The 12,234-nt window shown below is 61.6% G+C and carries 8 protein-coding genes; 1 reads left to right on the top strand and 7 read right to left on the bottom strand.

Features of this window, described 5'->3' with window-relative positions:
- Positions 1 to 23: 23 nt before the first annotated feature.
- The 5 genes from FNT36_RS00300 to FNT36_RS00280 form a co-directional block, all read right to left on the bottom strand.
- Positions 24 to 3,038, bottom strand: a complete 3,015-nt coding sequence (locus FNT36_RS00300) for a glycosyltransferase family 117 protein (RefSeq protein WP_144842828.1) — start codon at positions 3,036 to 3,038, stop codon at positions 24 to 26.
- A gap of 363 nt (positions 3,039 to 3,401) precedes the next feature.
- Complete coding sequence (locus tag FNT36_RS00295; RefSeq protein WP_144842826.1) at positions 3,402 to 3,965, bottom strand: DUF4112 domain-containing protein; 564 nt, start codon at positions 3,963 to 3,965, stop codon at positions 3,402 to 3,404.
- A gap of 126 nt (positions 3,966 to 4,091) precedes the next feature.
- Entirely contained in the window at positions 4,092 to 6,194 is a 2,103-nt protein-coding gene (locus tag FNT36_RS00290) for a glycoside hydrolase family 97 protein (RefSeq protein ID WP_233635720.1), read from the bottom strand.
- Between the two features lie 245 nt (positions 6,195 to 6,439).
- Entirely contained in the window at positions 6,440 to 7,813 is a 1,374-nt protein-coding gene (locus FNT36_RS00285; protein ID WP_144842824.1) for a sensor histidine kinase, read from the bottom strand.
- A gap of 4 nt (positions 7,814 to 7,817) precedes the next feature.
- Complete coding sequence (locus tag FNT36_RS00280) at positions 7,818 to 9,179, bottom strand: sigma-54-dependent transcriptional regulator (protein WP_144842821.1); 1,362 nt, start codon at positions 9,177 to 9,179, stop codon at positions 7,818 to 7,820.
- Positions 9,180 to 9,342: 163 nt separating this feature from the next.
- Between FNT36_RS00280 and FNT36_RS00275 the strand changes: the two genes are divergently transcribed.
- Positions 9,343 to 9,684, top strand: coding sequence for a hypothetical protein (locus tag FNT36_RS00275; RefSeq protein ID WP_144842819.1), 342 nt, complete (start codon positions 9,343 to 9,345; stop codon positions 9,682 to 9,684).
- Positions 9,685 to 9,737: 53 nt separating this feature from the next.
- Here the strand turns inward: FNT36_RS00275 and FNT36_RS00270 are convergent, their stop codons facing one another.
- Together FNT36_RS00270 and FNT36_RS00265 are read right to left on the bottom strand one after the other, a co-directional pair.
- Positions 9,738 to 11,360, bottom strand: coding sequence for an FAD-dependent monooxygenase (locus tag FNT36_RS00270; protein ID WP_144842817.1), 1,623 nt, complete (start codon positions 11,358 to 11,360; stop codon positions 9,738 to 9,740).
- Positions 11,361 to 11,387: 27 nt separating this feature from the next.
- Entirely contained in the window at positions 11,388 to 12,206 is an 819-nt protein-coding gene (locus FNT36_RS00265) for a helix-turn-helix domain-containing protein (protein WP_144842815.1), read from the bottom strand.
- Positions 12,207 to 12,234 lie beyond the last annotated feature (28 nt).

Below are 12,234 nucleotides of genomic sequence, written 5' to 3'. Positions count from 1 at the left end.
GTGGCTGCGGCTGAGCTTACAAGCTAGCGCTGGCGCTGCAAGTAGGGCTGCAACACGGCCAAGGCGCGCTGCGCACGCACGGTGTCCTGCATTTGGGCGGCGGCCCGGTACACGTTCTGCACCTGCATGAGGTTCAGGTTGCGGGTGAAGTCGAACAGCGCCGCGTCGGGGCGGGTGGCGTAGTAGTCCAGCGATTGCGTGGCCTCGCGCAAGGTGGTATCGAGCAGCACATTGGCGCGCTGGCGCTCGCCGCCGGCCAGCAGCGCGGGGGCGAGCAGGGGCGAAAACGAGTCGTAGGGCACCGTGTCGGGCGGTATCACTTGCAGGCAGTAGTCGGCCACTTCCTTGGCTTTGGCGGCATTGCCCTTGGCGAGGTAGGCGTTGGCGAGGCGGGCAAACTTATCGCGGTAGTACGACGGGTAACGCAGGCTGTTTTCGTCGTAGAAAATGGTCTTGTTGTTGAGGCCGCGATACGCGAAATCGTGCATCAATTGCTTATCGTTAAGGGCAGTTGGCACGTAGCCTTCTTCCTGCGCTTCGGCGGGCGCAGGGTTTTTGAAGGGCAGCAGGCGGTAGGCCATGCCTTCGAGCTGGAAGTACGGCTCTAGGTTCATGTAATCGGAGGCGGCGACGGTGGAGCTGAAGTAGATGGGCCGCTTCCAGTTGTTGGTGGCAATGACGTCGAGTATCACCAGGTTTTTCTTTTCCATCGAGCGCTTGCCCATGCTCCATTGCAGCTCGCTCACTAGCTGGTCTTTACGCTCAGGTGCCACGAGGCCGGCGCGCTGCACGGCGGCCTTATCTACCTTCAAAAAGAAGTTGGGCGTCGGAAAGGTGCTGGTCGAAAACGTGCCATCGGTGTAGCGCAGCAGCGGGCTGTCTTGGCCTACTAGGGCTAGGAATTGCTTTAAATCGAGGCTATCCACGGCGGTGTTGGGCATGAAGGGCAGCACGTCGTTGTTGCCCTGCGCGTAGGTGGTGTCGCCCATCGACATCGGCACCGGCTCCGATAGGTTAGCGCGGCGCTTGAGTTGCTGGATGTACCAATCGGTATTGAGGTAGGGCAGCACGGCCACGCGCACGTCGGTGCGGATGCCCTCCACCTCCTGGGCATACCAAAGCGGGAACGTGTCGTTGTCGCCGTTGGTGAACAAAATGGCGTTGGGGGCGCAGCTATTGAGCATGTTCTTGGCCGCATCCACGGCGCCGTAGCGGCCCGAGCGGTCGTGGTCGTCCCAGCCCTGCGAGGCCAGGATGGCCGGCGAGGCCAGCCCCAGCAGCACGGCCACGGAGGTACGCAGCCGGTCGGCCCGCAGCACCGCTTCGAGCGCCTGGGCCACTCCGATGACCCCTAGGCCAATCCAGATGGCAAACGCGAAGGTGGCACCCGTGAAAGTGTAGTCGCGCTCGCGGGGCTCGATGGGCGGCTGATTGAGGTACACCACAATGGCCAGGCCCGTAAACAAGAACAGCAGCCCCACAACGAGCGCGTCGGTGCCGCGGCGGCGCAGCTGCACTACCAGCCCTATCAGCCCTAGGATGAAAGGGATAGCAAAGAAATTATTGTGCGCAAAGCTCTGCCCTACCCGGGCGGGCAGCTCATTGGCCCGGGCGCTAAACGGCGTGAGCACGCCCGCCTGCTGAATATCGGACTCGCGCCCGATGTAGTTCCAGCCGAAGTAGCGCCAGAACATGTGCCCCAGCTGGTACTTAAACAGGAAGCTTAGGTTCTGGCCCATCGTGGGCTTGGGGTTGGCGGTGGGCTCGTTGGGGTTAGCATTCAGGTCCGGCAGCCAAGTATTATATTCTTGAATGTGAGCCGGAATCGTGCTGTAGAGGCGCGGCAGCAGCATCTGGTCGGCATCGGCGTAGCCGGGCTCCTGGGCGCGGGGCAGCAGCTCTTCATAGTGGCCGTTTTTGCGCTGGTAGCGCGGAGTGCCCTCGGCGTAGTGGTCGGGCTGGGCGTTGAACTGCGGGCCGTAGAGCAGGGGCCGCGAGCCGTACTGCTCGCGCTTGAGGTAGCTCACGAAGGAGAGCACGTCCGACGGATTGTTCTCATTAATGGTGGGCTGAAACGAGGCCCGAATGGGCACGATGAGGTAGCTCGAATACCCAATCAGAATGAACACGAAGCACAGCATGGCCGTGTTCAGCAACTGGCTCTGGCGCCGCTGCGACAGCCGGAAACCGGCGTAAATGAGCCCGCCAAACAGCGCCAGGAAGATGATGAGGCCGGAGTTGAACGGCAACCCGAGGTTATTAATAAAGAACACCTCAAACCCACCCGCCAGCGTAGGCAGGCCCGGAATGATACCCACCAGCACCGAGCCCACGATAACCATGCTCACTACCAGCGTAATGATGCCCCCTAGGGTAGTTGGGTTGGCCGTGCGGCGGTAGTAGTAGATAAAGGCCAGGGCCGGCAGCGCCAGCAGATTCAGCAAGTGCACCCCGATGCTGAGGCCGATAACGTAGGCAATGAGGATGAGCCACTTATCCGAATCGGCCTCGGTGGCGCGGGCTTCCCACTTCAGCATTATCCAGACTACGGCGGCCGTGCATAGGCTCGACATGGCGTAGACTTCGCCCTCCACGGCATTGAACCAGAACGAATCGGAGAAGGCGAAACTCAGCGCGCCCACCACGCCCGCCCCCAGGATAAGCCAGGTTTGGCCAGCCGTGGGCGCCGGGGCCTCCGCCGCCCTTGCTGCGCTCGGCACCAGCAACTTGCGCCCTAGGTGGGTGATTATCCAGAACAAGAACAGGACCGTGAACGCGCTACTTAGGCCCGATAAGGCGTTGATAAGCAGCGCCACTACCTGCCGGTCGCCGAAGCTCAGCAGCGACAGTACTCGGCCCAGCAATAGGAAGGTGGGGGCACCGGGTGGGTGCGGCACCAGCAGCTTGTAGGCGCAGGCAATGAACTCGCCGCAGTCCCAGTACGAGGCCGTGGGCTCCAGGGTCTTGAGGTAGGTACCTAGGGCCACGGCAAAGACCAGCCAGCCCACGAGGTTATTCTTTTTGGAAAAGGACAGCATCGGCAACAACCAGGAAAATAAGGGTGGACGTGACGAATCAGGCGCTTCGGAATGGGCAATAACTACCCGACTAAGCTGGTCACTATGACCAGTTAGCTAGCTTGCTACTACCCCTTGTCTTATTGAAACCCTGTTCACCTAAACGACACGTTGCCTCACGCGAGGTTGCGCCTGTTTGCAAGAATAATTGTCTTTATTCCTGAATATTATTTTTTATCTGCTTTAGAAGAAGGTATCCGTCATTGCGAGCAACGCGAAGCAATCGCACCCGAACGGTACCTAGGCGCGCTCGTCTTGATGCGATTGCTTCGCGTTGCTCGCAATGACAACCGTCTCCTTTGCCTAGGTCCTGATTTTACCTCCCTACGCCCTATTGTACCAGCCGCGCACCAGGGCTGCTACCGGGCCCGTGGCTGCCTCGGGCCGCGCCTCAAAGTAGTGCCACACCCAGCGCACCAGCTCTACGCCGCCCCAACCCACTAGCCCGGCCAAGGCCACGAAAGCTACCAGTAACAGGGCTACCAAGCCTTTGCCGCTGCCGTTGTGCTTGCCTTCGGCGTAATGGCGGCGCAGCAGAGCCACGTTGCGCTCGTTACTCTTGTAAGCAAAGTCAAATATGTTGCCTATCAGCGGAATGGCGCCCACTACGGTATCAATGAAGATGTTGAGCGCCATGCGCACCACCACCGCGCCGCTGGCACCGTGGCGCATCATCGTCAGTAGTAGCGCCACTGACACGGCCGTGGACGATAAGTCGCCCACGATGGGCACCAGCCCCAGCAGCGGGTCGAGGCCAAAGCGAAACCGCGTGCCGGGCAGCCGGAACTGACTGTCCATGAGGCGGGCCACGCCCTCGACCCAGCGCAGGCGGTCGGCGGCTTCGGAGGGAGTAGCAGGTGCAGCGGGGCGGGCGACGAGGAGGGGCATGGTCGAGAGGTGAAGAATAGTCTTGTATACGCCTCGCAGCGAGGGACGGACGCCCAGGCCAATCCACAAAAAAGAGCGTCAGGCCGCATAGCCTGACGCTCTTTCCTAAAATAACCCTAGGGCCAACTATTTCCCCGCGCTCGGCACGAGGCTGATGGCGTAGCCGCCACCCGGCGCGCAGTACTGCGTGAGCTTGGTTTTGCTGGTCACGCTGACTTTGCGGATGGCGTAGGCCTGTGGATTTTTTTCGTAGTGCGCGTCCTTGGCATCGGCGTAGACGGTGGCTACGTACTTCTTGCCGGGATCGAGGAAGCCTAGGTTGATGGTGGAGGTGCGGCCCTGCTCGTCGCAGGTGCTGCCCACAAACCAATTGGGTTTGCCCTTGGCCTTGCGGGCAATGGTGATGTAGTCGCCGGGCTCGGCTTCGAGCACCTTCGAGTCGTCCCAGTCCACGGCCACGTCTTCGATAAACTGGAAGGCGTCGAGGTGCTTGTTGTAGGTTTCGGGCAGGTCGGCGGCCATTTGCAGTGGCGAGTACATGGTCACGTACAAAGCCAGCTGGCGGGCCAGCGTGCTGTGCACAAACGAGGTATTCTGCGGGTTGTAGGCGCTGATTTTGGTTTGGAAGATGCCCGGCGTGTAGTCCATCGGCCCGCCGATGAGGCGGGTGAAGGGCAGAATGGTGGTGTGGTCGGCGTTGTTGCCGCCAAACGACTCGTACTCGGTGCCGCGGGCGGCCTCGTTGCCGATGAGGTTGGGGTAGGTGCGCGCCAGGCCGGTGGGGCGCACGGCCTCGTGGGCGTTCACCATAATCTTGTACTTGGCCGCCTCCGTGATGGTGTAGAGGTAGTGGTTGTTGAGCCACTGCCCGTAGTGGTGCTCGCCCCTAGGTAGGATGTTGCCCACGTAGCCGCTCTTGACGGCGCTGTAGCCGTTGTCAGCCATGAACTTATAGGCAGTATCGAGGTGGCGCTCGTAGTTGCGCACCGAGCCGCTGGTTTCGTGGTGCATGATGATTTTAACGCCCTTGCTGGCTGCGTAGCGGTGCAACTCCTGCACGTCGAAGTCGGGATAAGGCGTCACGAAATCAAATACATAGTCCTTGCTCTGGCCAAACCAATCTTCCCAGCCGGTGTTCCAGCCCTCTACCAGCACGGCGTCGAGGTGGTGCTGGGCCGCGAAGTCGATATACTCCTTCACGTGGGCCGTGTTGGCGCCGTGCGTGCCATTGGGCTTGAGCTTGGAATAATCGGTGGAATCGAGCTTGATGTTGGTGGCGTTGGTGTAAGACCACGTGCTCTTGCCAGTTATCATTTCCCACCACACGCCCACGTACTTGGTAGGCTTTATCCACGACACGTCTTTGTATTTGGTAGGCTCGTTGAGGTTGAGCACCAGCTTCGACTCTAGTATATCGCCAGCCCGGTCGCTCACGATAATGGTGCGCCAGGGCGACAGGCAGGGCGTTTGGAGGTAGCCCTTGTTGCCCTGCGCATCGGGCGTGAGGTGCGATTCGAGCACCATGTTCTTGTCGTCTAGGTCCAAGGACATGGTCGAGTAGTCAATCAGCGCCGCCTCGTGCAGGTTGATATACAGGCCGTCCTGGCTCTTGAGCATGAGCGGCGTTTGCACGCCGGTGGGCGAAAACGTGGTTTGCGAGGCGTTCGGCGTCACGGCTGTTTTCATGAGGCCGCGCACCTCCGAGAGCTTCGAGGTGGTGGTGCTGTACTCCTGGGTGTCGTAGTCGCCGGGCAGCCAAAAGGCCTTGTGGTCGCCGGCCAGCGCAAACTGCGTGCGCTCCTCCTTCACCACAAAGTATGCTAGCTCGGGCTGCTTCGGGAAGTCGTAGCGGAAGCCTAGGCCATCGTCGAACACCCGGAAGTGCACCAGCATCACGCGCTTGGTGGCCGCCTGCGTGAGCGTGATGGTCAGCTCGTTGTAGTGGTTACGAATGGTTTTGGTTTCGCCCCACACCGGCGTCCAGGTTTCATCAAAGGCGCGGGTTTTGCTGCTCGTCACGGCAAAGCCGTTGGTGAGGGCCTGGCCATTCTTCAATTCCAGCCCTAGGTGGCTGGGCTTGATGACCGGGCGACCCTTATAGGTGAGGCTGTAGGTGGGCACGCCGCCCGCTTGCAGGCTGAAGTTGAGCGTCAGGTTGCGATTAGGCGACTTGATTTCTTCGGCCCGCACCTGCTGGCTTAACCAGCTTAGGCAAAGCACGACGAGCACCCGGCCCGCCAGGCGGCGGCTAGGAAAGTGAACTTGTTTCACGTAAGAATTTAAAAAGAACAAAGTGGATGTGGGGAAGGTCGAGCCACAAAGGTCTATCAATTTGGAGTAGCTTGGACGCTGCGAGTCCGAGGGCGAGCGGAGCGAGCAGCCCGCGCCTAGGGCCATCATTCAGCCGTTGCTAACGTAGCTGCTCGCTGCGCTCGCACTCGGACTCGGACTCGCAGAGTCCAAGCTACAGCTCGCTACACTTTTGGGAAAAGCAGCTGAAATTGGCTGCCACGGCCGGCCTCCGATTGTACTTGGATGCTGCCGCGGTGCAGCTGCATAATCTGGCGCGACAGGCTCAGGCCGATGCCGCTGCCCGTCTTCTTGGTGGTGAAGAAGGGCACGAAAATCTCGTCGAGCAGCGGGGTGTCGATGCCGGTGCCGTTGTCGGCTACTTCGAGCACCACACGGTGCGGCTCCTGGGCGTAGGCGACCAGCCGCAACAGCGGCGCGGGCTCATGTTGCATGGCCTCTAGGGCATTAGTTACGAGATTAATGAGTACCTGCTCGACCAACGTAGCATCGGCCATAATGTGCAGGTCGGTGTCGGCCAGCACAATGTCGGGGTCAATGCCGCGCTGCTCGAAAGTGGGCTCCAGCAGCCCCACCACGTGCTCGAACAGCGCCCACACCGCCACCGGCTGGAAGGTGGCCGCTGAGAGTTTACTAAGCTGGCGGTAGGTCTGGGTGAAGTGCAGCAGCCCCTCGCTACGCCGCCGAATGACGGCCACGCCGCGGCCTAGGTCGGCTACAGAGGCGGGCAGCGGGGCGGGGCCGGCAGCGGCGGCCTCCCACTGTTGATGCAGGGTATCGGCCAGTGAGGCGATGGGCGCCACCGAGTTCATGAGTTCGTGGGTGAGTACCCGCAGCAGCTTTTGGTAGGCCTGGGCCTCGGTTTCCTCGAGCACCTCGCCTACTGGCTGGAAGGCCACCAGTACCGTGCGGCCGTGCTCGTCGGTGAAGGCGGTGGCCGAGAGCAGCACCGGCTGCTGGTGCAGGCGCACGGTGCGGCTATCGCCGGGCTTGAGGGCCAGTAGTACCTCGTAGAGGGCAGCGTCGCGCTTTTGCAGCGCCTGGATATTCTTAAGATACGGCACGCCTAGCAACCGCTTCAGTGACTCATTAAGCCAGCGCACATCGCCCGGCGCGGTGCCGGTAGGCCCTAGGTCGGCCACGGCGTGCGGGTCGTAGAAAGACAGAATACCAGTATTGACCAGCCCCAGCACCTTTTGTAGGTATACGTGCTGCGCTTCCTTTTGACGCGACAACTGTTTGAAGGACTGATTTATTTGGTTGAACGCCGCCCGCAACTGGCCCACTGTGGCGGGGGCCGCCTGGGTGCCGAAGGTGAGCGCGTAGTCCTCGTAGCGCAGGCCAGCCAGGAAGTCGGCTAGGTCGCGGTTACTGCGGTTGAGGTAGTGCACCAGTTCGGCCAGCAGCACGGCCGTGAGCAGCAAGCCAGTCACCCAATAGATAGGCTGGTGGCTGACTAGCGCGGCGGCCACCCCCACCAGCACGAGCAGCAGCAGGCCGGTGCGCACCAGCAGCGCGAAAGGGTAGGAATACCGCACGGCGCTACAGGTTATGCTTGCCCAACCTCCGGTACAGGGCCATGCGCGTGATGCCCAGCTCGCGGGCGGCCTGCGAGATATTGCCCTGGTGCTTGTCAATAACGCGCTGAATAGCCGTTTTTTCCAGCTCGTCGAGCCGCAACGTCGGCACAAACGCGGTGGGCGCCGCCGCTTCGAGGGCCGAAAACAGCAGGTCGCTATCGTGAAGCACGCTGCCCTCGGCCATAATCACGGCCCGCTCGATGGTGTGTTGCAGCTCGCGCACATTGCCGGGGAAGGCGTGCACCCGCAGCCGCGCCAGAGCCGAATCGGCCAGTTCTAGGTCCGGCTTGTGGTACTTGGCGGCGTACTGCGCCGTGAAGTGGCGGGCCAGCAGCAGCACGTCGCCGCCCCGCTCACGCAGGGGCGGCAGCGTTATCTCAATGGTATTCAGACGATAAACTAAGTCCTTGCGAAACCGGTCTTCAGCCGCCAGCTGGTAGAGTGGGGCGTTGGTGGCCGAGAGCACGCGCACATCGATGGGCACCGGTGTATTGCTACCTAGGCGCACGACTTGGCGGTTTTGCAGCACGGCCAGCAGCTTCACTTGCTGGGGCAAGGGCAAGTTGCCGATTTCATCTAAAAAAAGCGTGCCGCCCTGAGCCGCCTCGAAGCGGCCGGCCCGGTCTTGGCGGGCATCGGTGAAAGCGCCCTTCAGGTGACCGAACAACTCCGACTCGAACAAGCTGTCGGTAATGGCCCCTAGGTCCACGGCCACGAACGGGCCCGCCGCCCGCGGCGAGAGCTGGTGCAGCAGCCGGGCCACCACGTCTTTGCCAGTGCCGTTCTCACCCATAATGAGCACGTTGGCATCGGTCGGGGCGATTTTCTCCAGCTTGTAGCGCACGGCCTGCATGGCTTCCGATTCACCAATGAGGGCGGCATTGGCCTGATTGGCTGGCAGGGCTTGCATGGGTGCCGCGCCGCTGGCGCGACCTAGGGCCTCGGCCAGCGTAGCCACAAGCTTGTCATTGCGCCAGGGCTTGACTACGAAGTCGGCGGCACCGTCTTTGAGCGCCCGCACGGCCAGGTCGATGTCGCCATAGGCTGTCATGAGTACCACGACTAAGCTGGGCGCCAGCTTTTTGAGTTGGGCCAGCCAGTAAAAACCCTCGTTGCCGGTGTTGGCGGCGCTCTGGTAGTTCATGTCGAGCAGCACCAAGTCGGGGCGCTCCTGGCGCAGCAGGGCGGGCAGGCGCTCGGGATTCTTCTCTGTGAGTACGTGGCCGGCGAGCGGGCGCAGCAGCAGGGCCAGCGCCAGCAGCACGTCGGGGTCATCGTCGACTACCAGAATAGTGGCTTTGGATAGTAGCGGGGCGCTCGCCATTAAGTAGTGCGGGGCAGTTTCACACTCAAAAGTAGCCCCGCCAGCGGGGACGCCCAGTGGCCCAGCGCCGCCATTATTGCCTATCTACAAGTCAGACTGGCTTAGTAATTGCCTCTTCGCAAGTCAAGTAGTGCTTACACCTCTCTCCCACCCTTCTTTTGCCATGTTCAAGTATTTTACTTTCAGCCTATTGCTTTTATTGTCTACGCCAGGCTATACTACGCCAGCAGTGGCTAAGGCTACCGCGCCAGCCACCGCTACCGAGCAGTATTGCATTGTCAATGCAGTCGGGCAAGCCGACGGCAAAGCGGCTATTAAGCTGGTGGTCGGTAATCGCTACATCTCGGGCCAACTCATGGAAGCCGCACAAGTGAACAGTTGCTCTTACGAAGTAGATGCCCTTAACTACTTGGCTACCTGCGGCTGGCAGGTCATTTCCATTGTGCCCTACCAGTTTGAGCAGGGGCCAGGCACACGCTATATTCTCCGGCGAGTAGCCCAATAAATCTTCGGTGCAAGCAGGCTCAATGAGCACACCGCACCCGATTGAGCGGAGCCTTAGGTAGCCATATCTTGCCTCAGGCTTTCTTTTGCAGGCTGATACAGGCTTGTGGCACCGCGAGCAGCATCACTTCTAAACCAGCGGTCGGCCGCCTGCCGAAGTTCACTGCTATCTAGGTCGCTCTCTGCCGCCCAGGCCACGAACCCGTCGGGGCGTATCAAGGCGGCGCGCAGGCCTAGCTGGTCTTTGGCCGGGCCTGAGACATATTTCAAGCGGTTGCCGTAGTCACTGGCTAGCGCTTGGAGAGCATCATTGTTCTGGAAGTCAAGCAGTATGCCGTGGCCGGGGCGGAGGAGCTCGCCTATCGTTGGGCCATCCTCCAGCTCGAAGTTGGGCACGCTGTGGCCGACTAGCGGGTGACTGCCCCCTAGGTCGTAGTGCGTGGAGATTCCCCACACGCGACCGGCAACGTAGGTGGCTCCGTCGCGCGTAGCCATCAGGTCGCGGATGATGGCGTGCAGGGCGCGGGCCGCGGGGTCTGGTTTCATGAGAGCTACCTGGGCGCGCGACCAGTCCAGCACCTGGGCTCCTAGGGGGTAGCGCTCAGCATGATAGCTATCCAACAGGCCTGCGGGCGCTTGCCCCTGGATGGTGGCGGCGAGCTTCCAGCCCAGGTTCATTGCATCGCCCAGCCCGAGGTTCAGCCCCTGGCCGCCCAGCGGCGAATGGATGTGCGCGGCATCGCCGGCCAGCAGCACCCGGCCGCGGCGGTAGGTGGTGGCCTGCCGGGCCCGGTCGGTCCAGGTGGTGGCGAGGTGCAGAGCCGTGATAGTCACGTCGGTGCCGGAGATGCGGCGCAGCAACGTTTGCAGGTGTTCGAGGGTGGCGGGCTGGCCGGACTTCTGAAAGGCGCCGCCATCGAAGTCCTGGAGAATTAGGTAGCCGGGCTGCGACTGCATGTACATGCCGGTGGCCGTCACGTGGCGGCCCAGCTTGAGCTTTTCAGGGTCGGCGAGGTCAACTCGGGTTGAGTAGCCGGTAAACTCGGGCTCGGTGCCGGCAAAGTCAAAGCCGGCCAGCTTGCGTACGGCGCTTCGGCCGCCATCACAGCCCACGAGCCAGTGGCCGGCAAACGAACGGCCGCCCGCCTGCACCGTCACTCCGTCCGCGGTTTGCTGCAAGTCCGTGATGGCCAACCCGCGCGCAATGGTGACACCTAGGGCGGTGGCACGGCGCGCCAGTACCGTTTCCAGCTCCTCCAGTTCCGAAAGCAGCTGCACGGCGGTCGAGCTGGGCAGGCGATACAGCCACTGAGAGGCGTCGATGCTGCCTCCGCTAAACGTGATGCCGGCGAAATGGCCGCCCACCTGGGGCTTGGACCCCGACTTGTCGGTACCGGCAAAGGGCGGCATTTTAAGGCGCTTATGCGCTTCTAGCTCATGCAATAGGCCGCGGCGGTCGAGCGCCTCCACCGACTGAGCATTGAGCCCGCGCATGCCAAACGGCATCCGCTTTACGGGCGAGTGCGGGTGCTCGGCCTTCTCTAGCATCAGCACAGTGCAGTTGGCCAAGGCTAGCTCGCTGGCCAAGAACAGCCCAACCGGTCCTGCGCCGGCAATAACAACGTCGTAAATAGCTTGATTATGGGCAGCTTCTGTCTTTGCAACGGTAGTTTTCATACCGCAAAATTCTGGCTGGCACTTGCGCTAGGCTTGTACAAACGCGACAAAATCGGTGCGCAGCGCCTGCCGCCCACGCTGCGCCTGGCGGGCAAAAGCGGCGGGCGTGGTGCCGCTATAGCGCTTAAACTCTCGGCTGAGGTGGGCTTGGTCTACGTAGCCTAGCTCCTGCGCCAAGCCGGCCAAATTGGCCGTGGGCGTCAGCCACAAGTGGTTGCGCGCCTGCTCAAAGCGCATCAGGCTCGACACATCTTTTACGGTATGGCCCGCCGCGTGCTTGAATTTCCGCTCTAGGGTGCGCACGGTGGCGTGCGCGGCCGCCGCTACCTGGCTTACCGGCAGGGTGCCGTGGGCGGCCCGCATCGCGCCGCCCGCTTTGCCGAGCGTGCTATCGCCGGCCAGCCGCGAGTGGGCCGCCACGAAATACTGGCTCACCTGGGTTAGCGCATCATCCACGTTGCCCGCCTGAATGGCTTGCTGCAACGGGGCTTGCAGCTGGGCAATCGGATGCTCGAAGGTGCGCAAACCGTCTTTTCCCGCCGCCAGGCCGAGTAGCTCGAACACGGTCCAGGGATAGCAGCGCACCCCAATGACTTCTAGGCGGTTGGTGGATTGTAGCCGCACCGGCTGGTTGAGCAATCCCATCAAGAATGGGGAAGGCAATAGCTGCCAACCTTCGGTGGTAGCAACGCTGCAAGTGGGGCCAAAGTGGAAGATAATTTCGGCGTAGCCGTCCGGCAGCACCTCAAAATCGGAGGGCTGCGCGCCGAAGTCCAGCGTAGTGTGCCAGAAGCACTTGATGGCATTTCGCAACTCTTCCGGCGGTTCGATTTCTTGGGGCTTCATAGGGCAAGATAACCTAGGGGGACTCGCA

The organism is Hymenobacter setariae (genome assembly GCF_007713685.1).
GTDB lineage: Bacteria > Bacteroidota > Bacteroidia > Cytophagales > Hymenobacteraceae > Hymenobacter > Hymenobacter setariae.
The sequence above is the reverse complement of the archived record's forward strand: the minus strand, read 5'-3'. Positions and strand labels throughout refer to the sequence as shown.